This window comes from Amycolatopsis vancoresmycina (assembly GCF_000716785.1).
Taxonomy (GTDB): domain Bacteria; phylum Actinomycetota; class Actinomycetes; order Mycobacteriales; family Pseudonocardiaceae; genus Amycolatopsis; species Amycolatopsis vancoresmycina.
This window is the reverse complement of record NZ_JNYY01000006.1, coordinates 569,249-595,989: the sequence shown is the minus strand read 5'-3', so window position 1 is coordinate 595,989 and position 26,741 is coordinate 569,249. Positions and strand designations below refer to the sequence as shown.

27 protein-coding genes and 1 other RNA gene are annotated in these 26,741 nt (G+C 72.5%); 20 read left to right on the top strand and 8 right to left on the bottom strand.

Annotated features, from left to right (window positions below; all coding sequences use genetic code 11):
* The first annotated feature begins 73 nt into the window (after window positions 1-73).
* Window positions 74-520, top strand: a complete 447-nt coding sequence (locus OO60_RS17865) for a nitroreductase family deazaflavin-dependent oxidoreductase (RefSeq protein ID WP_033261685.1) — start codon at window positions 74-76, stop codon at window positions 518-520.
* On the opposite strand, the gene OO60_RS17860 is transcribed toward OO60_RS17865, so the two are convergent.
* On the bottom strand, window positions 510-707 hold the full coding sequence (locus OO60_RS17860; protein ID WP_033261684.1) for a hypothetical protein: 198 nt from the start codon (window positions 705-707) through the stop codon (window positions 510-512). The genes OO60_RS17865 and OO60_RS17860 overlap by 11 nt on opposite strands.
* 70 nt (window positions 708-777) lie before the next feature.
* On the opposite strand from OO60_RS17860, the gene OO60_RS17855 reads away from it, so the two are divergent.
* Both OO60_RS17855 and OO60_RS17850 read left to right on the top strand, forming a co-directional pair.
* Window positions 778-1,932 carry a sensor histidine kinase gene (locus OO60_RS17855; protein ID WP_033261683.1) on the top strand — a complete coding sequence of 385 codons (1,155 nt, stop codon included), beginning with the start codon at window positions 778-780 and terminating at the stop codon, window positions 1,930-1,932.
* A complete protein-coding gene (locus OO60_RS17850) occupies window positions 1,929-2,582 on the top strand; it encodes a response regulator (protein WP_033261682.1) in 654 nt (217 codons plus the stop codon). Before OO60_RS17855 ends, OO60_RS17850 begins: the two co-directional genes overlap by 4 nt.
* 64 nt (window positions 2,583-2,646) lie before the next feature.
* Here the strand turns inward: OO60_RS17850 and OO60_RS17845 are convergent, their stop codons facing one another.
* A complete protein-coding gene (locus OO60_RS17845; protein WP_033261681.1) occupies window positions 2,647-3,282 on the bottom strand; it encodes a hypothetical protein in 636 nt (211 codons plus the stop codon).
* Between the two features lie 167 nt (window positions 3,283-3,449).
* On the opposite strand from OO60_RS17845, the gene OO60_RS17840 reads away from it, so the two are divergent.
* The 3 genes from OO60_RS17840 (at window position 3,450) to OO60_RS17830 (ending at window position 7,675) form a co-directional block, all read left to right on the top strand.
* The gene (locus OO60_RS17840) at window positions 3,450-4,199 is read left to right on the top strand and encodes a response regulator transcription factor (protein WP_033261680.1); all 750 of its coding nucleotides are present in this window, start codon (window positions 3,450-3,452) and stop codon (window positions 4,197-4,199) included.
* Window positions 4,177-5,679 carry a sensor histidine kinase gene (locus OO60_RS17835; RefSeq protein WP_209441387.1) on the top strand — a complete coding sequence of 501 codons (1,503 nt, stop codon included), beginning with the start codon at window positions 4,177-4,179 and terminating at the stop codon, window positions 5,677-5,679. The genes OO60_RS17840 and OO60_RS17835 overlap by 23 nt, the downstream gene beginning before the upstream one ends.
* 133 nt (window positions 5,680-5,812) lie before the next feature.
* A complete protein-coding gene (locus OO60_RS17830; RefSeq protein WP_244885530.1) occupies window positions 5,813-7,675 on the top strand; it encodes a glycosyltransferase family 39 protein in 1,863 nt (620 codons plus the stop codon).
* Between the two features lie 53 nt (window positions 7,676-7,728).
* Here the strand turns inward: OO60_RS17830 and OO60_RS46485 are convergent, their stop codons facing one another.
* Window positions 7,729-7,983 carry a hypothetical protein gene (locus OO60_RS46485; protein ID WP_156081310.1) on the bottom strand — a complete coding sequence of 85 codons (255 nt, stop codon included), beginning with the start codon at window positions 7,981-7,983 and terminating at the stop codon, window positions 7,729-7,731.
* A gap of 344 nt (window positions 7,984-8,327) precedes the next feature.
* On the opposite strand from OO60_RS46485, the gene OO60_RS17825 reads away from it, so the two are divergent.
* The 8 genes from OO60_RS17825 (at window position 8,328) to ffs (ending at window position 15,356) form a co-directional block, all read left to right on the top strand.
* A complete protein-coding gene (locus tag OO60_RS17825) occupies window positions 8,328-9,341 on the top strand; it encodes an ABC transporter substrate-binding protein (RefSeq protein WP_033261678.1) in 1,014 nt (337 codons plus the stop codon).
* Window positions 9,338-10,276 (top strand): ABC transporter permease, encoded by a 939-nt coding sequence (locus tag OO60_RS17820; protein ID WP_033261677.1) that lies wholly within the window; start codon window positions 9,338-9,340, stop codon window positions 10,274-10,276. Before OO60_RS17825 ends, OO60_RS17820 begins: the two co-directional genes overlap by 4 nt.
* Window positions 10,273-11,061: an ABC transporter ATP-binding protein gene (locus OO60_RS17815; protein ID WP_003061336.1), complete on the top strand. Its 789-nt coding sequence runs from the start codon at window positions 10,273-10,275 to the stop codon at window positions 11,059-11,061. The genes OO60_RS17820 and OO60_RS17815 overlap by 4 nt, the downstream gene beginning before the upstream one ends.
* 25 nt (window positions 11,062-11,086) lie before the next feature.
* Complete coding sequence (locus OO60_RS17810) at window positions 11,087-13,891, top strand: sensor histidine kinase (RefSeq protein ID WP_033261676.1); 2,805 nt, start codon at window positions 11,087-11,089, stop codon at window positions 13,889-13,891.
* Complete coding sequence (locus OO60_RS17805; protein ID WP_003061341.1) at window positions 13,888-14,322, top strand: roadblock/LC7 domain-containing protein; 435 nt, start codon at window positions 13,888-13,890, stop codon at window positions 14,320-14,322. The genes OO60_RS17810 and OO60_RS17805 overlap by 4 nt, the downstream gene beginning before the upstream one ends.
* Complete coding sequence (locus OO60_RS17800; protein ID WP_033261675.1) at window positions 14,322-14,669, top strand: DUF742 domain-containing protein; 348 nt, start codon at window positions 14,322-14,324, stop codon at window positions 14,667-14,669. The genes OO60_RS17805 and OO60_RS17800 overlap by 1 nt, the downstream gene beginning before the upstream one ends.
* Window positions 14,647-15,240, top strand: coding sequence for a GTP-binding protein (locus tag OO60_RS17795; protein WP_003061346.1), 594 nt, complete (start codon window positions 14,647-14,649; stop codon window positions 15,238-15,240). The genes OO60_RS17800 and OO60_RS17795 overlap by 23 nt, the downstream gene beginning before the upstream one ends.
* 21 nt (window positions 15,241-15,261) lie before the next feature.
* Window positions 15,262-15,356: signal recognition particle sRNA small type (ffs, locus tag OO60_RS45445), an RNA gene on the top strand.
* A gap of 8 nt (window positions 15,357-15,364) precedes the next feature.
* Here the strand turns inward: ffs and OO60_RS17790 are convergent.
* Window positions 15,365-16,315 (bottom strand): spermidine synthase, encoded by a 951-nt coding sequence (locus OO60_RS17790; RefSeq protein WP_240490597.1) that lies wholly within the window; start codon window positions 16,313-16,315, stop codon window positions 15,365-15,367.
* Between OO60_RS17790 and OO60_RS44640 the strand changes: the two genes are divergently transcribed.
* Both OO60_RS44640 and OO60_RS17780 read left to right on the top strand, forming a co-directional pair.
* Window positions 16,296-17,858: an ALF repeat-containing protein gene (locus OO60_RS44640; protein ID WP_156081309.1), complete on the top strand. Its 1,563-nt coding sequence runs from the start codon at window positions 16,296-16,298 to the stop codon at window positions 17,856-17,858. The two genes, OO60_RS17790 and OO60_RS44640, sit on opposite strands and share 20 nt — an antisense overlap.
* Before the next feature lie 43 nt (window positions 17,859-17,901).
* The gene (locus OO60_RS17780) at window positions 17,902-20,133 is read left to right on the top strand and encodes a DNA polymerase III subunit gamma and tau (protein ID WP_033261673.1); all 2,232 of its coding nucleotides are present in this window, start codon (window positions 17,902-17,904) and stop codon (window positions 20,131-20,133) included.
* 103 nt (window positions 20,134-20,236) lie between these two features.
* Here OO60_RS17780 and OO60_RS17775 read toward each other — a convergent pair whose 3' ends face one another.
* Together OO60_RS17775 and OO60_RS17770 are read right to left on the bottom strand one after the other, a co-directional pair.
* Window positions 20,237-20,668 (bottom strand): TIGR03618 family F420-dependent PPOX class oxidoreductase, encoded by a 432-nt coding sequence (locus OO60_RS17775; protein WP_004558728.1) that lies wholly within the window; start codon window positions 20,666-20,668, stop codon window positions 20,237-20,239.
* Between the two features lie 10 nt (window positions 20,669-20,678).
* Complete coding sequence (locus OO60_RS17770; RefSeq protein WP_205624243.1) at window positions 20,679-21,530, bottom strand: N-acetylmuramoyl-L-alanine amidase; 852 nt, start codon at window positions 21,528-21,530, stop codon at window positions 20,679-20,681.
* Between the two features lie 78 nt (window positions 21,531-21,608).
* Here OO60_RS17770 and OO60_RS17765 point away from each other — a divergent pair, with 78 nt between their 5' ends.
* Window positions 21,609-21,968, top strand: coding sequence for a YbaB/EbfC family nucleoid-associated protein (locus tag OO60_RS17765; RefSeq protein WP_004558726.1), 360 nt, complete (start codon window positions 21,609-21,611; stop codon window positions 21,966-21,968).
* A 5-nt stretch (window positions 21,969-21,973) separates the two neighbouring features.
* The gene (gene recR, locus OO60_RS17760; protein WP_004558725.1) at window positions 21,974-22,570 is read left to right on the top strand and encodes a recombination mediator RecR; all 597 of its coding nucleotides are present in this window, start codon (window positions 21,974-21,976) and stop codon (window positions 22,568-22,570) included.
* Between the two features lie 42 nt (window positions 22,571-22,612).
* On the opposite strand, the gene OO60_RS17755 is transcribed toward recR, so the two are convergent.
* Window positions 22,613-23,167, bottom strand: a complete 555-nt coding sequence (locus OO60_RS17755) for a glucosaminidase domain-containing protein (RefSeq protein WP_004558724.1) — start codon at window positions 23,165-23,167, stop codon at window positions 22,613-22,615.
* 56 nt (window positions 23,168-23,223) lie between these two features.
* The gene (locus OO60_RS17750; RefSeq protein ID WP_004558723.1) at window positions 23,224-24,333 is read right to left on the bottom strand and encodes a UDP-N-acetylglucosamine 2-epimerase; all 1,110 of its coding nucleotides are present in this window, start codon (window positions 24,331-24,333) and stop codon (window positions 23,224-23,226) included.
* A 71-nt stretch (window positions 24,334-24,404) separates the two neighbouring features.
* On the opposite strand from OO60_RS17750, the gene OO60_RS17745 reads away from it, so the two are divergent.
* Window positions 24,405-25,436 carry a glycosyltransferase family 2 protein gene (locus OO60_RS17745; protein ID WP_033261672.1) on the top strand — a complete coding sequence of 344 codons (1,032 nt, stop codon included), beginning with the start codon at window positions 24,405-24,407 and terminating at the stop codon, window positions 25,434-25,436.
* Entirely contained in the window at window positions 25,433-26,728 is a 1,296-nt protein-coding gene (locus OO60_RS17740) for a lipopolysaccharide biosynthesis protein (RefSeq protein ID WP_004559737.1), read from the top strand. Before OO60_RS17745 ends, OO60_RS17740 begins: the two co-directional genes overlap by 4 nt.
* Window positions 26,729-26,741: the final 13 nt, after the last annotated feature.

The window sequence follows — 26,741 nt, the reverse complement described above, 5'->3', positions numbered from 1 at the left end:
TGACAGAGTGCGGCGCTCTCGTGTTCACTGCTCTTAACCGAGAGCACTGCTCTCCCAAACTTCGGAGGACACCGTGAACGACACCCGCTACATCAAGCCCGCCAAGTCCACCAGCTTCTTCAACGAGGTCGTCGCGAAGCTGACCAAGCTGGGCCTGAGCGTCTGGGGCAGCCGGGTGCTGACCGTGGTCGGCCGCAAGAGCGGCGAGCCGCGCTCGGTGCCGGTCAACCTGCTGACCGTCGACGGCGTCCGCTACCTGGTCGCCCCGCGCGGCGAGACGCAGTGGGTGCGCAACCTGCGCGCCGCGGAGCAGGGCACGCTGCGCGTCGGGCGCCGCGTCGAGGCGTTCACCTTCCGCGAGCTGGCCGACGACGAGAAGCCGGGCATCCTCCGCGCGTACCTCAAGCGCTGGAAGTTCGAGGTCGGCGTGTTCTTCGACGGCGTCGACGCGAAGGCTTCGGACGAGAAGCTGCGCGAGATCGCGCCGGGCTACCCGATCTTCGAGATCTTCACGAAGTAGGTTTCCGCCGGGTCAGGTTCGCCGCCACCAGCACGATGCCGACCAGGAACGCGGCGAGCCCGATGAGGAACCAGAGCTTCTGCCCGGTCATGAAGCTCCCGGTGAGGACACCGATGCCCTGCAGCACCCAGACGGCGCCGACGAGCACGAGCACGACCCCGACCGCGAGGGTGATCCACCGCTTCATCGGCCCAGCTTAGGCGCGCGGACCGGCCGGTACGTCGCGTTCACCCCGCCGGTTGCGGCACAGTTGCGGGGTGCCGGACATCAGAGGGTCACTGAGGCGGCAGTCACTGCTGGTCGCGCTCGTCTGCGTGGTGTGCGACGCCGCCCTCTTCCTCCTTCGCGGCCCCTTCCCCGGCGGCGGGTGGGCTGCCTGGGTCGTGCTGCTCGGCGGGGTGGCCGTCAACGCCGCGCTGGCCGGGGCCGCGCGGTACTCCGGGTGGGTCGCGCTCGCGCACGCCGTGCTCTACGCGGCGGCGCCGGTGCTGTTGTGCACCTGCCAGTGGTACGTCGTCGGCAACAACGCCGGGATCCTCATCGCCGGCTACCGCGCCGGTGCCTGGCTGCGGCCGCGGCCCGCCGTGCTCGCGCTCGGTGCCCTCCTGCTCGGCGTCACCGCCGGCTGCCTCGAAGGCGGCGGGCGCGTCGCGGGCGACTGGCGGTTGATCGGCATCAACGTCGGCGTCTCCGCGTTGCTGCCGTGGCTGGTCGGCCGGTACACCACCGCCCGGCGCGCCTACATCGCCGACCTCGAACGCGAAGCCGACGAACGCCGCCAGCACGAGGAAGAAGCCGTGCGCCGGGCCGTCCTCGAAGAGCGGACGACGATCGCGCGCGACCTGCACGACGTGATCTCCCACCACGTCAGCGCCATCGGCGTGCACGCCGGCGCGGCCCGGCTCGGCCTGCCCGACGGCGCCGGGCCGGTGCGGAAGTCGCTCGGCGCGGTCGAGTCCGCGAGCCGCTCGGCGATGGCCGACCTGCGCCGGCTGCTCGACCTCCTGCACGCGGAACCCGACGCCGAACAGCCCGGGCTCGACAACCTCGACGAGCTGGCCGAGACGGTCCGCGCGGCCGGCCTGCCCACCCGGCTGACGCTGCTCGGCGAGCCCCGCGAGCTGCCGGGCTCGCTGGACGTCGCCCTCTACCGGATCGCGCAGGAAGCCCTGACCAACGCCCTGCGCCACGGCCGGGGCCCGGTCGAGGTCGAGCTGAACCACGGCCGCACCGAGGTCGTGCTCACGGTGACCAACGGCCTGCGCGCGAACCGACGGGACGAGGGCGGGCACGCGCACCGCGGGCTGGCCGGCATCCGGCGGCGCGTCAGCCTGTTCGGCGGCCAGGTGTCCTACGGCGAGACCGGCGGCCACTGGCAGCTGCGCACGACCTTCCCGGTGGAGAGCACATGATCCGCGTCCTGCTGGCCGACGACCACGCGATGTTCCGGTCCGGGATGCGCGCGCTGCTCGACACCCAGCCCGACTTCACCTGCGTCGGCGAGGCGTCCGACGGCCGCGAAGCCGTCGCCGAAACCGCGCGCCTGCGCCCGGACGTCGCGGTCCTCGACGTCCGGATGCCCCGCCTCGACGGCCTCGCCGCGACCGAGGCGATCCTGTCCGCACCGGGCAACGACACCCGCGTCCTGGTGCTCACGACGTACGACGCCGACGAGTACGTCTACCGCGCGCTGCGCGCGGGAGCGAGCGGCTTCCTGCTGAAGAGCCTGGCCCCGGAGGAACTGGTGGCGGCGATGCGCGTGGCGGCCCGCGGCGACGCCCTGATCGACCCCTCGGTGACGCGGCGCCTGGTGGCGAAGTTCGCGACGGTCCTCGAACCGGCGGCCGAACCCCCCGAGCTGGCCAGGCTGACCTCACGCGAGCGCGAGGTCCTGCTGCTGCTCGCCGGCGCGTGCAGCAACGCGGAGATCGCGCGGAAGCTGCACGTCGGCGAGGAGACGGTCAAGACGCACGTGTCGCGGGTGCTGAGCAAGCTCGGCCTGCCCGACCGCGTGCACGCCGTCGTCTACGCCTACCGCCACAAACTCGTGCCGGACGGCTGACCGCCCCGGGTGCGGCGGGAGGGGGACGCGGCACCCGGGGCGGTCTCCGCCCGAGCGGAGGCGCTCAGCTCGTCGGGCGGGCCGAATAGCCGCCCCGGCGCTGACCCGGCTGGCGCTGGCCCGGCTCGAAGCCCTGGCCGAGCGTCGTCGCCGTGGCCGTCTGGCCGTCGACCTTCGCCACCACCGTCACGTTCGCGTCGCCCTGCTTCACGTCGCCGGTCTTCTGGGTCGACGAGTTCAGCGTGTACGTCTGCTTGTAGCCGTCCTTGCTGGTCAGCGTGACCGAGGTGGCGCTCAGCTCCGTCACGTCGCCGGTCTGGAGGCGCTCGGTCGTGTAGCCGCCGTTGCCGTTCGCCACCACGAAGTCGCCGTGCAGGGCCTCGCGCAACGCCGCCATCCCGCCGCCGAAGCCGCCGCCCGGCATTCCCTGGCCGCGGAACTGGCCGCCGCCCGGCCCGCCACCCGGTCCGCCGAAGCCGCCGGGGCCCTGTGCCGTGTTGCCGGCGCTGCTGGTGCCCGCCCAGATCGCCGCTCCGCCGCCCGCCGCGATCACCACCGCGATACCGGCCGCGATCGCCGTCTTCTTGCCGGACCAGCCCTTCTTCGGGGCGGCCGTGGCCGGGTCGCCCCAGTTCGCCGGGGCCGGGTCGCCCCAGTTGGCGCCCTGCGGCGGGGTGGTCGGCGTCGGCTCGGTAGTCATCGTGTCCTCCGGTCGTACCCACACTGGTCCCGACCAGGCTCGCGGCCACGGCTGTGATTGAGCTGTGCGGGGCGTCAGCGGGCGCTGTGCCTCGATCGTGCGAACCTCACAGCAAACGCACAGCGATCACACAGCGAACACCGACGCGCGGCCGGGAAGGTGGCACCATGACCGCTATGAACGCCACGTCACCCGGCCCCGGAAAGGCCGACCTGCGCCGCGCCGACGGGAGCCCCGTCCGGGTCCTCGTCGTCGACGACGAGGCGACGCTGGCCGAGCTCGTGTCGATGGCCCTGCGGATGGAGGGCTGGGAGGTGCGCAGCGCGGGCGACGGCACGGAGGCCGTCCGGATCGCGCGCGACTTCCGCCCCGACGCCGTCGTCCTCGACGTCATGCTCCCCGACTTCAGCGGCCTGGAAGTGCTGCGCCGGATGCGGTCCGAAGCGCCGAACCTGCCCGTCCTCTTCCTGACGGCGAAGGACGCGGTCGAGGACCGCATCGCCGGGCTCACCGCCGGCGGTGACGACTACGTCACCAAGCCGTTCAGCCTCGAAGAGGTCGCGCTGCGCCTGCGCGCGCTGCTGCGCCGGGCGGGCGGCGTCACCGGCGCGAGCGGGTCGACGCTCGTCGTCGGCGACCTCACCCTGGACGAGGACAGCCGCGAGGTGCACCGCGGCGGCGACCTGGTGCCGCTGACCGCGACCGAGTTCGAGCTGCTGCGCTACCTCATGCGCAACCCGAAGCGGGTGCTGTCGAAGGCCCAGATCCTGGACCGCGTGTGGAGCTACGACTTCGGCGGCCAGGCGAACATCGTCGAACTCTACATCTCCTACCTGCGCAAGAAGATCGACGCCGACCGCGAGCCGATGATCCACACCATGCGGGGCGCCGGGTATGTCCTCAAGCCCGCAGGCTGAACCGAAGCGCGTGCGCCGGCCGTGGTCGCTGCGGCGGCGGCTGATCGTGCAGCTCGCCGCGCTGCTCGCGCTCGTCTGCCTGGTCGTCGGCGTGGTGACGGAGTTCGCGCTGAGCGAGTTCCTCGTCGGCCAGCAGGACAAGCGGCTGGCCGCGGCCAGCGACCGCGCCGCGCACGGCTCGGAACGGCCCCCGCCGTGGACCTACGGCGAAGCGCCGCCCCCGGACCCGCTGCGCGTGCTCGGCCAGGGCGAAGGCACCCTCGCCGTCGTCCAGATCGGGTCGAAGGCCTCCGCCGGGGTCCTCGACTCGAGCGCGGCCGGTCCGTCGAGGCGCAAGGCGCCGTTCAAGGACATCCCGAAGGCCGAAGTGCTGGCGCTGCTCGCGCTGCCGTCGGACGGCAAGCAGCGCAGCATCGACCTCGGCGGCAGCCTGGGCGAGTACCGCGTCGTCTCGACGACGTCGCCCCGCGGCGAAAAGACGGTCATCGGGCTGCCGCTGAAGGACGTCAACGAGACGCTCTGGCAGCTCGGCTTCATCCTCGGCGGCGTCGCGCTCGCCGGGATCCTGGTGGCGGGCGCGGTCGGCGCGGCGACGATCCGCCGCACGATGCAGCCCCTCGACCGGCTGGCCGCGACCGCGACCCGCGTCTCCGAGCTGCCGCTGGACCGCGGCGAAGTCGCGCTGTCCGAACGGGTCCCGGAGGCCGACACCGACCCGAACACCGAGGTCGGCAAGGTCGGCTCGGCGTTGAACCGGATGCTGCAGCACGTCGCGAACGCGCTGTCCGCGCGGCACGCGAGCGAAAACCGCGTCCGCCAGTTCGTCGCGGACGCCAGTCACGAGCTCCGGACGCCGCTGGCGGCGATCCGCGGGTACGCGGAGCTCACCCGCCGCGGCGGCGAGCAGGTGCCACCGGACGTCGCCTTCGCGATGAGCCGCGTCGAGTCGGAGTCCCGCCGGATGACGACGCTGGTGGAGGACCTCCTGCTGCTGGCGCGGCTCGACTCGGGCCGGCCGGTGGTGCACGAGTGGGTGGACCTGTGCCGGCTGGTGGCCGACGCGGTCGCGGACGCGCACGTGGCCGGCCCGGACCACAAGTGGCTGATGGACGTCCCCGGCGAGCCGATCGGCGTCCTCGGTGACGCGGGCCAGCTGCACCAGGTGGTGATCAACGTGCTGGCCAACGCGCGCACGCACACCCCGCCGGGCACCACGGTGACGACTACACTGTCCACTTCGGACGGAATTGTCCGGCTCCGGGTGGCCGACGACGGCCCCGGCATCCCGCCGGAAATCCTCCCGGACATCTTCGAGCGCTTCGCCCGCGGCGACAACTCGCGTTCGCGCGCGGCCGGCAGCACGGGGCTGGGCCTGGCGATCGTGGCCGCGGTGGTGGGCGCGCACGGCGGCCGGGTCGGGGTGCAGAGCCGGCCGGGCCGCACGGAGTTCGAGATCGCCTTCCCGGCCGCGCGGTCGTGAGTGGTAAGGCGAGTTCTAACTCGCCTTACCACTCACGACCAGCCGCGGCAGACCACCCGGCCGGGGGCGATGCACAGCTGGCGCACAGCTTCGGCACAAGTTCACCACATGCGGCGCCGACACGGTGAACGCCATGACGACCACGCTGTCGGCGCCCGAGCACGCCCAGCCCCAGCCGCCCGCCGCGCCGCCGAAACCCCGGTGGGTCAACCCTTCCGTGGCCGCGCTGCTGCTCGGCACCGGGCTGCTCTACCTGTGGGACCTGGCGAAGACGGGCTGGGCCAACGACTTCTACGCGATGGCCGTGCAGGCCGGGACGTGGAGCTGGCAGGCGCTGTTCTTCGGCTCGCTCGATCCGGGCAACGTCGTCACCGTCGACAAACCGCCCTTTTCCCTGTGGGTGATGGGGTTGTCCGGCCGGCTCTTCGGCTTCTCCAGCTGGAGCCTGCTGGTGCCCGACGCGCTGGCCGGGGTCGCCTCGGTCGGGCTGCTCTACCTCGCCGTGCGGCGGCTGTCCGGGCCGGGGGCCGGGCTGCTCGCCGGGGCCGGGCTCGCGCTGACGCCGGTCGCCGCGCTCATGTTCCGCTACGACAACCCCGACGCCTTCCTCGTGCTGCTGCTCGTCGCCGGCGCGTACTGCGTCGTGCGCGCCCTCGAGCGCGGGAGCACCAAGTGGCTGCTGCTCGCCGGGGTCGCGATCGGGTTGGGCTTCCTCGACAAGATGCTGCAGGCGTTCCTCGTGCTGCCCGCGTTCGTGCTGGTGTACGCGGTCGCGGCGCCGACCTCGCTCGGCAGGCGGATCGGGCAGCTGGTCGCCGCGGCCGGTGCGGTGGTCGTCTCCGCCGGCTGGTGGATCGCCGCCGTCGCGCTGTGGCCCGTCGCGGACCGGCCGTACATCAGCGGCTCGACCGACAACACCGTGCTGGAGCTGGCGTTCGGCTACAACGGGCTCGGCCGGATCTTCGGTGAGGGCCGGGGTGGCGGCGGCGGGACGTTCACGCCCCCGACCGGTGGCGGCCGTGGCTTCGGTGGGTTCGGCGGCGAAACCGGCCTGACGCGGCTGTTCAGCGGCGAGTTCGGCGCGGAAGCGTCGTGGCTGTTGCCGGCCGCGGTCATCGGCTTGGCCGCCGGCCTGTGGTTCACCCGGCGCGCGCCCCGCACCGACCGGACGCGGGCGGCGCTGCTGCTGTGGGGCGGCTGGCTGGTCGTCACCGCGCTGGTGTTCAGCTACATGAGCGGCATCATCCACCCGTACTACACCGTCGCCCTGGCCCCGGGAACCGCGGCCACGCTCGGGATTTCCGCGCGGGAGCTCTGGCGCGGCCGGGCGAACTTCGCGGCGCGCGCGGTGCTCGCCGTCATGCTCGCGGTGACCGCCGTCTGGGGGTTCGTCCTCCTCGCCCGCACGCCGGACTGGCAGCCGTGGCTGCGGTACACGCTCCTGGTGGTCGGCGCCGCCGCCGTCGCGGGGTTGCTCTTCGGGGCCGACCGGTTCCGGCGGCTCGGCCCGGCCGTGGCCGTGCTCGGCCTCTGCGGCGCCCTGCTCGGGACGGCGTCCTTCACGCTCGCCACGGCGGCGACCGCGCACTCCGGCGGGACACCGTCGTCCGGTCCCGCGGTCGCGGGTGGACGAGGCCCGCGCGGCTTCGGCGCGGGGCAGGCCGACAGCGCGGTGATCGACCTCCTCAAGGGCACCACGACGAAGTGGGCGGCGGCGCAGAGCGGCGCGATGCAGTCGGCGGGCCTGGCGCTGGCGAGCGGCCGCCCGGTGCTCGCGATCGGCGGCTTCAGCGGCAGCGACCCGGCGCCGACGCTGGAACGGTTCCAGCAGTACGTCGCCGACGGCGACATCCGCTACTACGTCGCGGGTGGCCGCGGCGGCTTCGGGGGCGGCCGCGGGACCGCGGGGGAGATCGAGTCCTGGGTGGAGCAGAACTTCGCGCCGGTGACCGTCGGCGGCACGACGGTTTACGACCTGACAAAATCGATCGGTTGACAGAAATTAGGTGGCCCGGCCGAATTGTTTCGGGCGTGTAAACAGTCCGGGAATCATTCGGCGTGCGGGGGGTCGGTGCGATAACGGCGGATGCGGACACGTGTTCGAATTCGGCCGGTGCGGCCGGCGTATTCCGAACGATCGTTCGCCACTGCCGGATCGCTGTCGGTGATGATCTCGGTACTCCCCGCTGCCGCGGTAACGAACAGGGGCGATCTTCCTGGGCGCTGCACACCATCCGGTTGCGGCGCACCGGAAATCTTGGCCGGGCGGCCGACAGAAACTCGGCTCAAGTTGATCTTGAACAACGGTGATCATGCAGGTTACGCCGGTTGGTGGTCACTCGTTCGGCTGCAATGGACGGACGTTGTGGGGATCTTGTGTCACTCGCTAGGCTCTCGCCCGGGAGAGGGACAGGGGTGGCTGATCCGGTGCGTTGAGGGCTGGATTTCACTGGGCGTCAGGTGCTTCCTGTCCGCGTTCTCCCGCAATGACCCGATCAGGTGCGGCCGGAAGAGAGCAGCGATGACCGTGCGCGGTGGCGCAGCTCGACCCGTTGACCCTTCCCGTCGTCACCGCCCGTGGCCCTGAGCACCGCAATTCCCCCTTTGGTACGGCACCACTCCACTTCCCCCGCCATCTGGAGTTCGTTGTGATTTCCCGTTCCCGCCCCCGTCTGCTGACGGTGCTCCTGACCTTGCTGACCCTCGCCGGGGTCACCGCGCTTTCGGGCTGCAGTGACAGCTCCGCCTCGGGCAGCGGCAGCAAGATCACCCTCGGGTTCAGCGCCTGGCCGGGCTGGTTCCCCTGGCAGGTGGCGCAGGAACAGGGCCTGTTCGCCAAGAACGGCGTGAACGTCGACCTCAAGTACTTCGACAACTACACCGACAGCATCAACGCCCTTTCCAGCGGCGCCATCGACGCCAACAGCCAGACCCTCAACGACACGCTGTCGTCGGTCTCCGGCGGCGCCAAGCTGTCGATCGTGCTGGTGAACGACAACTCCACCGGCAACGACAAGATCATCGCGCGGGACGGGATCACCAGCATCGCCGACCTCAAGGGCAAGAAGGTCGCCGTCGAGCAGGGCGCGGTCGACCACTACCTGCTGCTGCTCGCGCTGCAGTCGGCGAAACTGACCGAAAAGGACATCCAGCTCGTCAACCTCCCGACCGACGCCGCGGCGGCCGCGTTCGCCGGCAGCCAGGTCGACGCGGTCGCCGCGTTCGCGCCGTTCACCTCCAAGGCCCTCGAGCGCCCCGGCAGCCGCGCGATCTCGTCGTCGGCGGAGTTCCCGGGCGCCATCCCCGACCACCTCGTCACGTCGCAGAAGCTGGTCAAGGACCACCCGAAGGACGTGCAGGCGCTCGTCAACACCTGGTTCGAGACGCTGGCCTGGATCAAGGCCAACAAGGACGCGGCCGTCAAGATCATGGCCAAGCGCGGTGGCGTCTCCGACGCGGACTACAAGTCCTACGACGCCGGCACCACGATCTTCACGCGCCAGCAGAACCTCGACGCGTTCACCCCGGGCGTCACCCCGCAGCACCTCGACTTCCAGGCGAACAAGATCGTCGACTTCATCGTCGGCACCGGGCTCGCCCAGCAGCGGCCGTCGCTCGACGGGCTGTTCGACGACCAGTTCGTGAAGGCCGCGCCCCAGTGACCGGTCCGACCCAGCGCACCACCCCGGCCTCGGCGGCCGACGAGCGAGCCGCCGAGGCACTGGAAGCCGAGCAGCGGCTCGCCGAGGAGCACGCGGCCGGCCGCGGCCGCCCGGCGTGGGGACCGCTGCCGCGGCGGTCCGCGCCGAAGCCCGCGTCGCCGCTGTTCTCCTTGCGGGCGCCCATTTCCGCGCCGGCCCGCTGGACGCTGGCGGCGCTGTCGTTCGCGATCCCGTTCCTCGCGTGGGTCGTGCTGAGCGTCAGCGGCGCCGTCGACTCGACGTTCCTGCCGTCCCCGGCCGCCGTGCTGCGGGCCGGGCTCGACATGGCGGGCACCGGCGAGCTCTTCGACGACCTCTGGGCGACGACCCAGCGGGTGCTCGAAGGCTTCGGCCTCGCGGTGCTGGTTTCGGTGCCGCTCGGCATCCTGATGGGCACCTTCACCGCCGGGCAGGCGTTCTTCGAGCCGCTGATCGGGCTGCTGCGCTACCTGCCGGCGAGCGCGTTCATCCCGCTGCTGATCATCTGGCTCGGCCTCGGCGAGCCGTCGAAGATCGCCATCCTGTTCATCGGGACGGTCTTCTTCAACACGCTGATGACCGCCGACGTCGTCCGCGGCGTGCCCAGCGCGCTGCTCGACGTCTCCTACACGCTCGGCGCGCGCCGCGGCGAGGTGCTGCGCAAGATCGTCGTGCCGCACTCGCTGCCGGGCATGATCGACGCGATCCGGGTCAACGCCGCCGCGGCGTGGAACTTCGTGGTCGTCGCCGAGCTGATCAACTCCTCGGCCGGCCTCGGCTACCGGATCGTCCGCGCGCAACGGTTCCTGCAGACGGACAAGATCTTCGCGGTGCTCGTGGTCATCGGGCTCGCCGGGCTCCTGATCGACGTCCTGCTGCGCCTGCTGCGCACGCGGGTCGGGAAGTGGGCGGCATGACGCTGGAACTGCGGAACGTCGCGAAGGACTACACCGTCCGCGGCAAGGTCACCCGCGCGCTCGACGGCGTCGACCTCGAAGTCCTGCGCGGCGAGTTCGTCTGCGTCGTCGGCGCGAGCGGCTCGGGCAAGTCGACGCTGCTGTCGCTGGTCGCCGGGCTCACCCGGCCGACCGAAGGCGAGATCGTGCTCGACGGCGTCCCGGTGACCGGGCCCGGCCCGGACCGCGGGCTCGTCTTCCAGGCCGGCGCGCTCTACCCGTGGCGCACCGTCGAGAAGAACGTCGCGTTCGGACTCGAGCTGCTCTCGATCGACCCGGCCGAGCGTGCCGAGCGGGTGAGCTGGTACCTCGCCGAAACCGGGCTCGACCGCGTGCGCAAGTCGCTGCCGAAGCAGCTCTCCGGCGGCCAGAAGCAGCGCGTCGCGATCGCGCGGGCCCTGGCGTGCGAACCGGAAGTTCTGCTGCTGGACGAACCCTTCGGCGCGCTGGACGTCCAGACCAAAGAGGACATGCAGGTGCTGATCCGCCAGGTGTGGGCCGACACCGGCACCACGGTGCTGATGGTCACCCACGACGTCGAGGAAGCGGTCTTCCTCGGCGGCCGGGTGGTGGTGCTCGCCTCGGACCCGGGCCGGATCGCCGCGGACGTCGAGGTGGCGCTGCCCGCCGGACGCGACCTGGCGGTGAAGCGCGAACCGCGGTTCCTCGCGCTGCGCGCCCGGATCGAGGACCTGGTCCGGGAGCAGCACCGGGGGCACGTCAGCCGGGTGGCCGCGGTCGAGTGAGAACGCAAGACGGGAAGGTGGCGGGATGAGGCACGGCAGGTCGACCGCGAAACCGGCGGGCGGCGGGGGTTTCCTCGCCCGGCTCGGCATTCGCGGCAAGCTGAACCTGCTGCTCCTGCCGCCGCTGGTCGCGGTGGTACTGGTGTCGGTGCCGTTCGTGCTGACGCAGGCGAACAGCGCCGGCGCGGCCGACCAGTCGGCGACGGTGGCGCGGTACACGCAGCAGCTGGGCGGGCTGGTCTGGCAGCTGCAGCGCGAACGGCTGCAGACCGGCGCGTTCGTCGCCACGCCGTCGATGCCCGCCGACCAGATGCTCCAGCAGCGGAAGACGGTCGACGCGGCGGTCGAGCAGGTGCGGTCCTCGCTCGGGCCCGACGCGCCCGACGAGCTGTCCGCGGCGCTGACCCGGATCGGCTCGCTGGCCGAGCTGCGGCAGAACGCCGAACGCCGCGGCGTCGCGCTCGACAGCGTCGCGCGCACCTACCACGCGGTGATCGGCGCGGTGATCGACTCGCTGCGGCTGGTCCCGCAGCTGACCGACGACGCGGAGGGCACCCGGGAGCTGTCCGCGCTGGAGGCGCTGCTGCGCGCGAACGAGGAGAACTCGTTGCGGGGCATGGCGTTGATCGTGACCGCGGTGTCGCCCGAGGCGGGCCGGCCGATCCTGGACGACGCCACCCAGCAGGCGCCGATCTTCACCGACCGGTTCGTCCAGCAGGCCGACGACGAAACCGACAGCGAACAGGCGTCGCTGGTGGTCAACGTCGAGGCGAGCGAGGCAGGCCGCCGGATCGAGGACCTCGCCGCCCAGATCGGCAACCCGCGCACCACCGCGGGCACCACCCAGTACGTCGCCGACGTCCTCGCGTCGTCGGAAAGCCAGGCGAGCCAGCGGAAACTGGTGCAGGAACGGGTGATCGGCGAGATCGCCGACTCCGCGAACGGCCGTGCCGCCGACGCGACCCGGCTGGCCTGGACCGTCGGCCTCGGCGCCGGCGGGCTGTTCCTGCTGGTCGCCTTCCTCGCCGTCGCGGTGTCCCGCTCGATCGCCGGGCCGCTGCGCCAGCTGACCACCGCGGCGACGTCGGTCGCCGACCTGGCCGGCACCGAGCTCGTCCGCGTGACCGACACCGAGGAAGCCGAGGCGCAGGTCCCGCGGCTGGCCACCATCGACGTCGTCTCCGGCGACGAGCTCGGCAAGCTGGCCGCCGCGTTCAACCGGGTCCAGACCACCGCGGCCGAGCTGGTCGAACGCCAGGCCCTCACCCGGCGCAACACCAGCCTGATGTTCGCGAACGTCGCGAAGCGCACGCAGAACCTCGTCGGCCGCCAGCTGGCCCTGATCGACGAGGTCGAGCGCAACGAGCAGGACACCCGGCTGCTGGCCAGCCTCTACCGGCTCGACCACCTCTCCACCCGCCTGCGCCGGAACGCCGACAACCTGCTGGTCGTGTCCGGCACCCGCGACGAAACCCGGATCGCCGGCCCGATCGAGCTGTCCACCGCCCTGCGGTCCGCGCTCGCCGAGATCGAGGACTACCAGCGCGTCAAGCTCGGCGTCGTCGCGGAAATCCTGCTGTCGTCGGCCCTCGGCGCCGACCTGGTGCTCGTGTTCGCCGAGCTGCTGGAGAACGCGACGTCGTTCTCGCCGCCGGGCTCGATGGTCGAGGTCGACACGATGCTGCTCGCCGACGGCGCCTGCCTGGTGAGCATCGTCGACCACGGCATCGGCATGACCGCGGACAAGCTGGCCGAGGAGAACCAGCGGCTCGTCGAACGCGAACGCCTGGAGCTCGCACCGACCAGTGTGCTCGGCCTGTTCGTGGTCGGCCGGCTGGCCCGGCGCCACGAACTGGGCGTCGAGCTGCTCGCGACGCCGACCACCGGCGGCGTGACCGCGCGGCTGACCATCCCGCCCGCCCTGTTCACCCATCGCACCGCGCTGCGCCCGAAGGCCGAGCCGACGCCGGTGATCCCGGCGCAGGCCGCGCCGGCGGTCTCGGCGCCGCGGCACGCGGCGCCCACCACACTGTCCGATTTGGACAGTTTCCGGCCGCCCGCGCCCGAACCGGTCCGCGCGCGACCCGCCGAGCTGCCGGCGCCGGCCATCCCGGCGCTGCTCGGCCCCGGCAACGGCTTCCGCTGGTTCCGCGAGCTGGAACCGGTGTGGCCGGACGCCGAACCCGACGTCAAGCCGGCCGAAGAACCGGAACCGGCCACCTCCGAGTCCCGCGGCGGCCTGCGCCGCCGGGTCCGCGGCGCCCAGCTGCCCAGCCCGGGCACGTCGGCCCCGGTGGCCGAGGACAAGCCGCGCCACGACCCCGAAGCCACCAAGGCCGCGATGGACGGCTTCGAGAGCGCGTTCGCCAAGGCCGCCGAGGTCAGCGCGATGGCGGCCGAACCGCCGTCCGCGCCGCCCACCCTCGTCACCGCACCCGTGCCGCCGCCGGTGCCCGTCCCGTCGCCGGACGACGGCTCGGGGCTGCCGGTGCGCGTGCCGGGGGAGTCGGCGATGCCCGCCGGCCGCACGTGGTCCGCGGTGCCGGTCGCCACCGCGCCGATCGCCGCGGCCCCGCCACCGTCGCGGGACGGCCTGATCCGCCGCGTCCCCGGCGCCCAGCTCGCCCCCGGCCTGCGGCAGCAGCCCGCGGGGCGGCCGATCGCCCGAGCCGTCGCCCACCGCACCCGGCGGGACCCGGCGGCCGAGCGAGCGGCGTTCGACGCGTTCGCCGCCGGCCTGGCCAAGGCGGAGGACCTGACGGCAGACAGCCCGCCCCAAGGCGTGGTCGCCGGTCGTGTGATGGAACGAGGAGAAGAGAGCAGGAAATGAGCATCCCCGCACCTGGAGTCAGTGTCGAAGCCCAGAACTTCAACTGGCTGGTGAGCCGCTTCGCGCAGCACACCGCGGGCGCGATAGCCGCCATCGCGGTCTCGGCCGACGGCCTGCTGATCGCCATGTCGACGGAGCTCGAGCGCTCCAACGCCGACCGGCTCGCGGCGATCTCCTCCGCGATGCTCGGCCTCGCCCACGGCGTCTCCGAAAGCCACCCGCTCGGCTCACCGGACAAGGTGATCATCGAGCTCGAGCACGGCTACCTGCTCGTCTGCACGATCAGCATCGGGTGTTCGCTGGGCGTGCTGGCCAACAAGCAGGCCAGCCTCGGCACGATCGCCTACGAAATGGCGATGTTCGCCAACCGCGCCACGGAAGTTCTCACGCCGGGCCTGATCGAGGAGCTCAAGAACACCGTGGGGTCGTGATGTCCGAAGAGCCTTCGCTGCTGCGGCCGTACCTGATGACCTCGGGACGGGCGCAGCCGGTCGACCAGAGCCTCGAGATCGAGGCGCAGGTCATGACGTCCCGCCTCGGGGCGGCGTCGCACCCGAAGCTCACGTTCGAACGTCAGGAAATCGTTTCCCTCTGCCGGAACACGATGTCCGTCGCCGAGGTGGCCGCGATGCTCGGCCTGCACATCGGCGTGGCCAGGGTGCTGGTGGCCGACCTCGCCGAACTGGGCTACGTCGTCGTCCGCCGCCCCGGCAACCACAACTCGCACGACCTCGGCATGATCGAAAGGGTCATTCGTGGACTCGAAGCCATTCACTGAACCGGGCGCCCGGCCGCCGGCCCCGGTCAAGATCGTCATCGCGGGCGGCTTCGGCGTCGGCAAGACGACGGCGGTGTCGTCCATCTCGGAGATCAAGCCACTGACGACCGAAGCGGCGATCACGTCCATGTCCGCGGACAACACCGGCCACGTCCCGTCCAAGACCACGACGACGGTGGCACTGGACTTCGGCTGCATCACGATCGACGAAGAGGTCAAGCTGTACCTGTTCGGCACGCCCGGCCAGGACCGCTTCGGCTTCATGTGGCAGGACCTGGTCCACGGCGCACTGGGCGCACTGGTGATCGTGGACACCCGCCGCATGGACGACTGCTACCCGGCGGTCGACTACTTCGAGAACGCGGGCCTGCCGTTCGTGGTGGCGGTGAACATGTTCGACGGCTCGCTGGGCCACAACCTGGAGGACGTGCGGTGGGCCCTCGCGGTGAGCGAGGACGTCCCGCTGATCACGTTCGACGCGCGGCAGAAGCTGTCGGTGCGGGACGCGCTGCTGGCGGTGCTGCACAACACGTTCAAGCGGGCTCGGGCCCAGGCTGGTGCGGGGGCCTGAGGAGAGCCCGCTACACTGATCCACGGACCCCGCGCGGCGTCCACCCTGTGAACCTCCCCAGGGCCGGAAGGCAGCAAGGATAAGCAGGCTCTGACGGGTGCGCGGGGTCCCCTTTTTTTGGCCCTCAGAACAGGCCCAGGACGTCGTCCGGCGGGCTCGGGGGCGGTGGTGCGTCCCCGTCCGTGATCGGCGCCGCCTTGCCCGCCAGTTTCCGCAGCTCCGCGCCCCACACGCACCGCGCCGGGAACGCCGCCGAGGCCGTCCGCTGCGCTATCTCCGCCGTCGGGAGCTCCGCCGCCGAGGCCGCCAGCACCAGGTTGCCGAAGCGGCGGCCGCGCAGCACTCCCGGGTCAGCCAGGAGCATGACCTCCGGGAACACCGCCAGCAGCGTCGCCAGGAAGCGGCGGGCGAACGGGAGACCCGAGCCGTCCGTGATGTTCGCCAGGTACAGGCCCCGCGTGCGGAGGATCTCCGCGATCGCGCGCGTCGCCTCCAGCGTCGCCAGGCCGCCGGCCAGCGTGGCCCGCTCGAACGCGTCGACCACCACCAGGTCCGCCGACCCGGGACGGCGGGTCGCCAGCCCTTCGCGGCCGTCCGTCACCCGGACGCGCAGGCCCGGGACCCGCAGGCCCAGCTGCGCGCGGACCAGCTCCACCAGCTCGCCGTCGGCGTCGAACACCAGCTGGCGCGAGCCCGGCCGCGACGCCCCGACGTACCGCGGCAGCGTGCACGCCGCGCCGCCGATGTGGAGCGCGTCCAGCGGGCCCGGCGGCAGGCGGTCCACCACGTCGGCGAACCGGCGGACGTAGTCGAACTCCAGGTGGGCCGGGTCGTCGAGGTCGACGTACGACTGCGCGACGCCGTCCACCGAGACCAGCCACGCGTTGCCGCGGTCGGCGTCGCGGACCAGCTCCGCCGTGCCGAAGCGCACCGGGTACCGCCTGGGCTGCGGATCCGCCTTCCGCGTACGACTCACGACATCCGAGGTTATCGGAAACATTCCGACCGTCCCGGCGATAAGGGAACGGACGATCATCGATCGAGGGGGTTTCACCTTGCGTGCAAACGCAGTAATCGTTGCGGCGGCGCTCGCCGCGGGGGTCTTCGCGACACCCGCGGCCGCCGAGGAACTGCCCGACCGGGCGCAGGCCGTCTCGCTGCTGGAGACCGGCGGCCCCGGCGTGGCGCGGGCCGCCGAAGCGGCGTTGCTCGGCTCGTCGGCCGACCTCGCCGCCTTCCTGGCCACCGGCCGTCAGCAAGCGCAGAACGACGACGAGCGGGTCCTCGTCACCCAGGCCCTGTCCACCGGCGGCCCGGTCACCAAGCGCACCGCCCAGGAAGCGCTCAACGGCACCCAGGACGACATCCGCGAGTACCTGGCGCACGGCCTGGCTCTGGCCAGGATCGCCGACGACCGGATCGCCGTCGGCCAGGCCATGAACGCCGGCGGCCCGACCGTCAACGCCCGGGCCCAGAAGGCGCTCGACGGCACCCCCGCCGACGTGCGCGCCTTCCTGGAGACCGGCCTGCAGAAGGCCAAGGACGTCGACGACCGGATCACCGTCAACCAGGCCATGGCCGCCGGCGGGCCGGAGGTCCAGGCCGCCGCGCAGACGGCGCTCGACGGCACGCCGGCCGACGTCCGGTACTTCCTGTCCCTCTGGCGGCAGGTCGCGGCGAACTACGACACCGAGCTCACCGCGGTCCAGGGGCAGCTCGACGGCGCCAAGGCCGCCGCGGCCGGCCACCGGCCCCTGGTCGTGAAGCTCGCCGCGGAAAAGGCCGCGAAGCTCGCTGCCGACGCGCGGAAGGCGAACGCCGACCGGCTCGCCGCGCAGCAGGCCAAGAACCAGCAGGACGGCCGGGCCGCCGCGGCGGCCGACGCGGCCGCGCAGCAGCAGGCCCGCGAGGCCGCGGCCCGCGCCGCACAGGCCAAGGCGGACAACGGCAAGCTGCTCACCGACGCGGCCGATCCGGCGCTGACCGTGCCGAACGGCCGCAAGGCGTCCGTCTACCTGCTGCGCAACGGCGGTGCCGCGGTCAAGATCGCCGCCCGCGCCGCGCTCAGCGGTTCCGACGACGACGTCGTCACGTTCGTGCGCAGCGGCCTCGCCGTCGCGCAGGAGTCCGACGACCGCGCCGCCGTCTCGGCGATCGCGGCGGACCCGAAGGCCCGCCCGGGCCTGCGCCAGGCGGCCCGTGACGCGCTCGCGGGCCCGTACGCCGGGGTTGCCGCGCTGCTGCGCACCGGGGACTACCCGGGCCGGGACACCGACGACCGCGTCGAGGTCAGCCAGATCATGTCGGCCGGTGGCCCGGCGACGAAGTCGTGGGCGCAGAAGGCGCTCGACGGGACCGTCGCGGACATCCGCGAGTTCCTGGCCGACGGCCGGTACACCGCGCACCTGATCGACCTGGACATCTACGCCACCCGGACCCTGGGTGAGGGCCCGGAGGTCGTCGCGGTCGCGCAGGGCGTCCTCGACGGGCCGGACTCGGGCCTGCAGCAGTACCTCGACGTCGAGCTGCCGAAGGCGCGGGCGCGTGACGCGTTCACGGCGGCGCACGTCACCAAGGTGAACGCTCTGGTCGCCGAAGCGGCGGCGCTGGTCTCCTGACCGCACGGCGAAGGTTGTCGGTGGTGCCCGGTACCCTCGCGAGGTGGCTCTCGCCTTGTACCGCAAGTACCGTCCGGCGACCTTCGCCGAGGTCGTCGGTCAGGAGCATGTGACCGACCCCCTCCGCACGGCGCTGTCCGCCGGGCGGATCAACCACGCCTACCTCTTCTCGGGCCCGCGCGGCTGCGGCAAGACGTCCAGCGCGCGCATCATGGCGCGCTCGCTGAACTGCGCCAAGGGCCCGACGCCGGACCCGTGCGGCGAGTGCAACTCGTGTCGCGCGCTGGCGCCCGAGGGGCCCGGCAGCGTCGACGTCACGGAGCTCGACGCGGCGAGCCACGGTGGTGTCGACGACGCCCGCGAGCTGCGGGACAAGGCGTTCTACGCGCCGGCCGAGTCGCGCTACCGGGTGTTCATCATCGACGAGGCGCACATGGTCACCACGCAGGGCTTCAACGCCCTGCTGAAGATCGTGGAAGAGCCGCCCGAGCACGTCATCTTCATCTTCGCGACGACCGAGCCGGACAAGGTGCTCACCACCATCCGCTCGCGCACGCACCACTACCCGTTCCGGCTGATCCCGCCGAGCTCGATGCGCAGCCTGCTGGAGCGCAACATCGCGGCCGAGGGCGTCGAGGTCGAGCCGGCGGTGTACCCGCTGGTCATCCGCGCGGGTGGCGGGTCGGCGCGTGACACGCAGTCGGTGCTCGACCAGCTGCTCGCCGGCGCCGGGCCGGAAGGCGTTTCGTACTCGCGGGCGGTCGCGCTGCTGGGCGTCACCGACGTCGCGCTGATCGACGACATGGTCGACGCGCTGTCGACCGAGGACGCGGCGACGGTGTTCGGCACGGTGGAGAAGCTCACCGAGGCGGGCCACGACCCGCGCCGGTTCGCGACCGACCTGCTCGACCGGCTGCGCGACCTGGTGCTGCTGCGCGCGGTGCCGGAGTCCGCGGGCGGGCTGGTGTCCGCGCCGGAGGAGGAGCTGACGCGGATGGTCGCGCAGGCCGAGCGGATCGGCCTGGCCACGCTGTCCCGCTACGCCGACATCGTCCACAATGGACTTCTGGAGATGCGCGGCGCGACCTCGCCCCGGCTCGTGCTCGAGCTGCTGTGCGCGCGGATGCTGCTGCCGTCGGTGACCGAGGCGGAGAAGGCGCTGCTGGCCCGGATCGAGCGGCTCGAGCGCCGCGCGACGCTGGCCGGCGGAGGCGGCGCGCCCGCGGAGGGCGGCGTCGAGCCGCCGGTGCGCGCGGCGCCGGAGCGTGAGTTTTCGAGGCCGTCGCAGCGCGCGGGGTCGGCGGGTCCGCCGCCGGTGCCCGAGCCGGTCAAGCCGCCCGCCCGGGTGGCTGAGCTGGCCGCGGCTTCGCCTGGTGGCGCCCCGGCTGCGGCTTCGACGGGTGCGGCTCAAGGTGGCGACGGTGGCGCCCCGCGCACGCCGGTCGGCGGCTCGGGTGCTCCGGCTGGCGCGGGTAGCGGCGCGGCTGCTCCGGCTGGTGGCGGGGGTGCTCCGGCCGGTCCGGGTGGCGGCGTGCCCGCTCCGGCTGGTTCGGGTGGCGGCGCACCGGCTGCGGCCCAGGCTGGTGACGGTGGCTGGGGCGCGGTCCGTACGCCCGGTGGCGGCACGCCCGCTCCGGCAGCCGCAGCCGCAGCCGCCGAGCCGGAGGCCCCGGCTGGGGCGGCACCGGGCGGGATGGACGCCGCGGCGATCCGGAACGTGTGGCCGCAGCTGATGACCGCGTTGCGCAAGTTCACGGGCGGTCGCAGCCTCGAGGCGATGCTGACCCAGGCCACGGTGGCGAGCGTCGAGGGCAACTCACTGACGCTGACCCACAAGTCCGAGCCGCTGGCCCGCCGGCTGTCCGACCAGGACAACGCCCGCAAGATCGCCGGCGCCCTGACCGACGTCCTCGGCGGCGACTGGCAGGTCCGCTGCGTCCACGGCAACGCACCGGCGGCACCGGCCGCCCGCCCGCAGCCGGCGGCACCGGCGCCGGAGCGGTCGTTCACGCGCCAGTCGGCGGCCGCGCCCCCGGCTGCCGCCGCGCCGGCGGCCCGCCCCGCGACCCCGCCGCCCCCGGCGCGGCCCAAGGTCACGACGACCGAGCCGGACATCCCGCTCCCCCCGGAACCCTCCGACGAGGACGACGAGGACCTCTACAACGAGGACGCCAGCCCGGCCCCGCCGCCACCCCCACCCCCGCCCGACCAGGACCCGGACGAGGTGGCCCGCAAACTCCTCTCCGAGCACCTGGGCGCCCGCCCCCTCGACTGACCCGGACGGTCGGCCCACGTACCCCGAGGGTCGGCTCACGAGCCGACGCTCCAGGTACGCGAGCCGACCGTTCAGGTACGCGAGCCGACCCTTCGGGGGCGGGTCAGGAGGCCCAGGGGCCGATGCCGGTCACGCGGTCGGCCGTGATGCGGACGATCACCGCCGTCGGGGAGCCCTGGTTGCCCAGTTCGTACCGCTCGGCGCCCAGGTAGCGGCGGGCCTGGCGGTCCATCAACGCCGTGAACTCGTCCGCGATGTCCGGCCCGATCACCCGGGCGGTGCCCCGGACCAGCAGGTACTGGGGCAGGCCGAGGGCGTTGTGGCCGTCGCGGTCCTCGATCAGCACCGTCACGCGCGGGTCGTTGCGGATGTTGCGGACCTTGGGGCGGTGGCCCTCCATGCCCATCACGATCTCGTCGCCCTCGCGGCTGGCCCAGACCAGCGACGTCTGCGGCGAGCCGTCCGGGTTGACGGTTGTCAGCACGGCGTTGAACGGCCGCTCGAACAGGCGGTGGCAACTCTCGGGAAGTTCCATGGTGCCGAGATTAGCCAGCCAGGTACGCCTCGATCGCCGCCGCGATGGCCGCCGCGTACTGCTGTCTGCCGTCCGCGCTCGTCATGCGGGCCGCCTCGGCCGCGTTGCGCATGTTGCCGCACTCCACCAGGGCCGCCGGGCGGGTCGACAGGTTGAGGCCGGCCAGGTCCGCGCGGGCCGACAGCCCGTTTCCGCCGATGTAGTTCGCCGTCGTGAAGCCGCTCGTGCGCAGTGTGTCGCGCAACGTCTGCGCCAGCCGCGTCGAGGGTGCTCCCTGCGCGGCGTTCAGCGCCGGTGACGAGTACGCGACGTGGAAGCCGGTCGCCCCGGCCGCTTCCGAGCCGTCGGCGTGGATGGAGACGACCGCGTCGGCGTCCGCCTCGTTGCCGATCGCCGCGCGGCGGTCGACGCAGGGGCCGACGCCGGTGTCGTTCTGTCGCGTGTAGACAACGCGGATCCCCTTGTCCGCCAACGCTTTCCCGACCCGCTGGGCGACGTCGAACGTGAAGGCGTGCTCGGGGTAGCCCGCGTTGGTCGCGGTGCCGGTCGTGTTGCACGGCTTGGTCTGCCCGCGCCCGGCGGGCACCGGCCGGTTGATCTCCGCCGGGTGGGCCGCGTTGCCGCCGTTGTGCCCGGGATCCAGCACGACGACCTTCCCCGCAGCCGGAGCCGCGGGCGCCGACGACGAAGGCGAAGCCGACGACGGCGAAGGTGACGGCGAAGAAGGCGGCGACGTCACGGCAGCCGACGTGGGCGGAGGCGTCGTCACGGGGACCGCCGCCGGAGCGTCGTCGGAGCAGCCGGTGAGCAGCAGGGCACCGGCCAGCAGCAGGGGGGCAATCGCGCGTCGCACGGCGACCACGGTGCCACAGCCCGGCCCCGCGCGTGGCGCGACTACCCTGGTGGGGACACAGGCGTGCAGAGAGGACCGAGTGCGATCATGGCCCAACCCGGCGGCGGCTTCGACCTTTCCCAGCTGATGCAGCAGGCGCAGCAGATGCAGCAGAAGCTCGTCGAGGCCCAGGAAGAACTGGCCAACACCGAGGTCACCGGCACGGCAGGGGGCGGGCTGGTCACCGCGACCGTCTCCGGTGACAGCCAGCTGAAGAGCCTGCACATCGACCCGAAGGTGGTCGACCCGGACGACGTCGAGACGCTGTCCGACCTGATCGTCGCGGCGGTCCGCGACGCGTCGGCGAGCGCGCAGAAGCTCACCGAGCAGAAGCTCGGCCCGCTGGCCGGCGGGCTCGGCGGCGGTGGCGGCATGCCGGACCTCGGCAGCCTCGGCTTCGGCGGCTGACGAACTTGTACGAAGGTGTCGTCCAGGACCTGATCGACGAGCTCGGGCGCCTGCCCGGGGTCGGGCCGAAGAGCGCCCAGCGGATCGCGTTCCACCTGCTGGCCACCGACCCGGCCGACATCGCGCGGCTGCAGGACGTGCTCGGCAAGGTCAAGGAGGGCGTGCAGTTCTGCGAGATCTGCGGCAACGTCTCCGAGCAGCCGACCTGCCGCATCTGCCGCGACGAGCGCCGCGACCTGACGGTCATCTGCGTGGTCGAGGAGCCGAAGGACGTACTGGCGGTCGAGCGCACGCGCGAGTTCAAGGGCCGCTACCACGTGCTGGGCGGCGCCCTCGACCCGTTGTCGGGCATCGGCCCGGAGCAGCTGCGGATGCGCGAGCTGCTCAAGCGGATCGGCGAGGCGGACATCACGGAGATCATCATCGCCACCGACCCCAACACGGAGGGCGAGGCGACGGCGACGTACCTGGTCCGCATGCTGCGCGACTTCCCGGGCCTGAGCGTGACCCGGCTGGCGTCCGGCCTGCCGATGGGCGGCGACCTGGAGTTCGCCGACGAGCTGACGCTCGGCCGCGCGCTCTCCGGCCGCCGCGCGCTCTAAAGCGTCGTGAGTGTTTAGGCGAGTTCTAACTCGCCTAAACACTCACGAGTCGAAGCGGCGCAGGTTGTACTGGTTCAGCAGGCGGATGACCTTGTTCGCGTACTCCGGGTCGGTGGCGTACTTCTTCGCCACCGCCCGGACGAACGCGTCCGGGTCCGTGCGCACCGGCAGCGCCGCCGCGTAGTTCGGCGAAGTCGTCAACAGGCGGCCGTAGTCGCGGAACGAGTCGTCGATCGAGGCGTACGAGCGGAAATACGCGTCCACCGGGTGGCAGGGCGCCGGAACGCACTCCGTCGTCGGGTACTGCGCGCACTTCAGCGCAAGCGGCCCCGGGCTGGTCGGCGTCACGCACTTGAAGCCGAAGTAGTTCCGCTCGGCCGTCGACAGCTTGCTGCGGCCCCAGTTCGACTCCAGGATCGACTGCGCGACCGTCACCGACGCCGGGATGTCGTACTCCGCGTGGATCGTCCGCGCGATCGGGCCCGCCGCGCCGACGTAGGCCTCCTGGAAGCCCGAATCGAGCGCAGCCTGCCGAACCGACACCTGATCGATGGGCGGAGTCGCCACCAGCAGTGCCGCCAGTCCGATGTGGATCATGGCGACACTGTGCCCGGCTCACCCCCGGAAAAACCGGGGGTCACCCCAACGAGACCTCAGCAGTAGCCGAGCTGCGCCAGCGTGTCGACGACGATCTCGGACGGGTGGTACTTGTCCATCCAGGACTCGCCGCGCCGGTTCTGGTACGTGTCGAGGAAGTTCTGCAGCTTGTCGCCGCGCATCTCGGTCAGCACCACCGTCTCGCCGAGGTGCTGCGGCGTCTCGGTGCGCTCGCGGTGCACCGCGCACGGCAGGCCGAGGTAGTAGCACTCCGCGGAAAGACCACCCGAATCGGTGACGACGTACTCGGCGCGCGCCACCAGCGGCAGGAACTTCAGGTACCGCATCTTCGGCTGGACGATGAACTGGTCGTCGAAGATGTTCCCGATGCCCAGCGAGCGGATCTTCTCGCGCTCCGGCGCCCCGGCCATGTACAGGATCGGCATCTTGCGGCTCTGCTCGCGCAGGATTTCGAGGGCCTCGCGGTACTTGTCCGGGCGCGAGACCAGCTCGAAGCGGTGCAGCGTGGCCAGGCCGAACTTCTCCGGCAGGTCCGGCACGTCCAGCGGCCCGTTGATGGCCAGCCGCATCGCGTCGATGGCCGTGTTCGCCTCGGTGTCGACGACCACGCCGCGGGCGTGCCGCAGGTTGTTCACCTCGCGGATGCTCGGCGCGAAGTGGATGTCGACGATCTTCGCCGCGATCTTGCGGTTCAGCTCCTCGGGCAGCGGCGACAGGATGCTGCCGGACCGCGCGCCCGCCTCGACGTGGCCGACGCGGGCCTTGAGGATCCGCTTGCCGATCAGCGAGCCGTACGGCGTGGTGAACGTGTCGCCGTGCACCAGCACCAGCGGGGGACGGCCGTCCTCGGTCAGCGCGGCGCGCAGTTCGTGGCGGCGGCCCCACGCGGTGCGCAGCACCTGCGCGGCCCAGCCCGGCACCTGCGCCGGCGACTCGAGGTTGTGCGCCTTGTCCTCCGGCACCAGCCAGACGTCCGGCTCCGGCATGTTCAGGTCGGCGAGGACGTCGGCGACCTCGTCGACGTGCTGGGCGGTGAACCAGATCTTCGGCCGCATCCCGCGCTCGCGGATCCCGTGGTAGACGGGCGCGATCTTGATCAGTTCCGCGGTGGTGCCGAGAATGAAGGAAATCACCGTGAAGCCCATTTCTGGTCGGGTGCGGTGGCGTAAGGATACTGGCCGACCCGCCGCGGGGGCCGCCGGGTAGCCTCGGCCCGGTGAGTGCGAACCCGCTCCTCCCCTCGCTCAGCGTCGTGATCCCGGTCTACAACGAGCAGGACTGGATCGAACGCAGTGTCGGCGCGCTGCTCGCCTCGGCCGCGGCCGCGAGCTGGCCGATCGAGGTCGTGGTGGTCGACGACGGCAGCACCGACGAGACCCCTTCCCGGCTCGACGACCTGCGCGAACGCCACGGCATCACGGTCGTCAGCCAGGTCAACTCCGGCCGGTTCGAGGCCCGGCGGGCGGGCATCGCCAAGGCCGCGGGCGAGCAGATCCTGCTGCTCGACAGCCGCGTGGTCATGGACACCGGGTCGCTGTCCTTCCTGCGCGACCAGCTGGTCGCGCACCCGGAGCGGACGGTCTGGAACGGCCACGTCAACGTCGCTTCCGAGCACAACCCGTACGCCGGCTTCATGGCCGGCCTGGTGAAGATCCCCTGGCGCCGGTACTGCGCGAACCCGCGCCTGATGTCCTTCGGCATCGAGGAGTTCGACCTCTTCCCCAAGGGCACCGGCTTCTTCTTCGCGCCGCGAGCCGTGCTCGAAGCGGCCTCCGACGCTTTCGTCTCGCTGTTCGACGACGTCCGCTTCGCCAGCGACGACACCGGCGTCCTGCGCTGGATCGCCGAACGGCACCGCATCCACCTGGCCCCGGAGTTCTCCGCGACCTACAACGGGCGCGACAGCTTCAAGAAGTTCGTCGCCCAGTCGTACTTCCGCGGGACGACCTTCGTGGACTCCTACCTCGGCTCGCCGGGCCCGGCCCGCAACGGCCTGTTCGCCGCGTTCGGCGTCGGCGTGCTCGGCCTCGCCGTCGCGGCCAAGCGGCCGAGGACGGCCGTGGCGATCGCCGTCGCCGGGTCGGCCGCCGCCGGCGCGGCTGTGACCCGCTTCGGCGCGACGACCGCGGAGGCCAAGGCCGTCGCGAAGCTGGCCCCGGTGTTCGGCGCCGGCTTCGGCGCGGGTGCCGTCCGCGGCCTGGTGATGGCGCTGCGGGCCCGCCGGCGGCGGGGCGTGCAGGGCCGATGACCGACGAGGCCGACGGCCGCAGCCTGGCGAAGGAGACCGGGCGCTCGGCCGGCAAGATCGGCATCTCGCTGCTGGTCGCCATCGCCCTCGGGTACGTGCTGACGCTGGTCGCCACGCGCTGGCTCGGGCCGGAGAACAGCAAGGTCTACCTCTCGTTCTGGGGCATCCTGATGGGCCTCGGCAGCGCGTTGTCGCCGCTGGAGCAGGAGCTGTCCCGCCAGTCCGCGGTGGCCGCGCTCGACGGCGGCAAGGCGGGCAAGCCCGCGCTGCGGTCCCTGACCGTCGGCGCGGTGACCGTCGCCGTGATCGCGGCGCTCACGCTGGTCGTGCCCGTGCTGTCCGACCGGCTCTACGCCGGGCACACCGCGCTCGGCGTCATCGTGCTGTGCGGTGCGGTCGCGTTCGCCTGCCAGTTCGCCACCCGCGGCCTGCTCGTCGGGCAGCAGCGGATCAAGCCGTACTCGGGCCTGGTCGTGGCCGAGGCCGCCGTCCGCGTGCTCGTGCTGTTCGGCATCGCCGCGGCCGGCCTCACCGGACTGACGTCGTTCGCGATCGCCGCCGCGACCGGCTCGTTCGCCTGGCTGCTGTTCGTCCGCCCGGCCGCCGGCTTGGTCGACCCGCACGCCGACGGCGAGGGCTGGGGTCCGGTGACCGCCCGGATCCTGGTGCTGATGGCCGGCGCGGGCCTGACCGCCAGCGTCATCACCGGCTACCCGGCCATGGTGAGCCTGCTCGCGCCCGGCGGCTCCGAAGCGAGCGTCGGCGTCCTGTTCGCGACGCTGACCGTGTCCCGCGTGCCGCTGCTCCTGCTGTCTCCGCTGCAGGCGCTCGCCGTGCCGACGGTCGTCCGGCTTTCGGGCACCGAGGACGGCCGCCACCGGCTGCGGAAGCTGCTCGCGGCCGGCGCGCTCGGCACGGTCGTGCTCGGCGCGGTCGGCGCCCTGGTCGGCTGGCTGATCGGGCCGTGGCTGGTGTCGCTGCTCTACGGCCGGGACTTCGTCGCCCAGGGCTGGTGGGTGGCGTGGATGGTGTGGGGTGCGGTGCTGCTCACGGCGTTGCAGCTGATGACGGCCGTGCTCGTGGCCCGCAAAGAGGCGAACAAGGTGCTCGTCACGTGGGCGGTGGTCGCGGTCTCCACCGCGGCGACCCTGCTGCTCGTGCCCGGTGACCCGATCCTCAAGGCCGTCGCCGGCCTGGCCGGGGGTCCCACGCTGGGCCTGGTGGTCGTGCTGGTGTTCGTGCTGCGACGGCCGGGCAACGTGCAGGCCGCTCCGGACGTCCCAGTAGGGTGACCCCGGCCGTACC

Excerpts from the sequence above, each read along its gene's own strand:
- OO60_RS17850 (WP_033261682.1), top strand. The coding sequence starts at position 1,929 with ATGATCCGCGTCCTGCTGGCCGACGACCACGCGATGTTCCGGTCCGGG.
- OO60_RS17815 (WP_003061336.1), top strand. The coding sequence starts at position 10,273 with ATGACGCTGGAACTGCGGAACGTCGCGAAGGACTACACCGTCCGCGGC.
- OO60_RS17830 (WP_244885530.1), top strand. The coding sequence starts at position 5,813 with ATGACGACCACGCTGTCGGCGCCCGAGCACGCCCAGCCCCAGCCGCCC.
- OO60_RS17750 (WP_004558723.1), bottom strand. The coding sequence starts at position 24,333 with ATGGGCTTCACGGTGATTTCCTTCATTCTCGGCACCACCGCGGAACTG.
- OO60_RS17835 (WP_209441387.1), top strand. The coding sequence starts at position 4,177 with ATGTCCTCAAGCCCGCAGGCTGAACCGAAGCGCGTGCGCCGGCCGTGG.
- OO60_RS17765 (WP_004558726.1), top strand. The coding sequence starts at position 21,609 with ATGGCCCAACCCGGCGGCGGCTTCGACCTTTCCCAGCTGATGCAGCAG.
- OO60_RS17805 (WP_003061341.1), top strand. The coding sequence starts at position 13,888 with ATGAGCATCCCCGCACCTGGAGTCAGTGTCGAAGCCCAGAACTTCAAC.
- OO60_RS17740 (WP_004559737.1), top strand. The coding sequence starts at position 25,433 with ATGACCGACGAGGCCGACGGCCGCAGCCTGGCGAAGGAGACCGGGCGC.
- OO60_RS17860 (WP_033261684.1), bottom strand. The coding sequence starts at position 707 with ATGAAGCGGTGGATCACCCTCGCGGTCGGGGTCGTGCTCGTGCTCGTC.
- OO60_RS17840 (WP_033261680.1), top strand. The coding sequence starts at position 3,450 with ATGACCGCTATGAACGCCACGTCACCCGGCCCCGGAAAGGCCGACCTG.
- OO60_RS17800 (WP_033261675.1), top strand. The coding sequence starts at position 14,322 with ATGTCCGAAGAGCCTTCGCTGCTGCGGCCGTACCTGATGACCTCGGGA.
- OO60_RS17845 (WP_033261681.1), bottom strand. The coding sequence starts at position 3,282 with ATGACTACCGAGCCGACGCCGACCACCCCGCCGCAGGGCGCCAACTGG.
- OO60_RS17755 (WP_004558724.1), bottom strand. The coding sequence starts at position 23,167 with ATGATCCACATCGGACTGGCGGCACTGCTGGTGGCGACTCCGCCCATC.
- OO60_RS17810 (WP_033261676.1), top strand. The coding sequence starts at position 11,087 with ATGAGGCACGGCAGGTCGACCGCGAAACCGGCGGGCGGCGGGGGTTTC.
- OO60_RS17775 (WP_004558728.1), bottom strand. The coding sequence starts at position 20,668 with ATGGAACTTCCCGAGAGTTGCCACCGCCTGTTCGAGCGGCCGTTCAAC.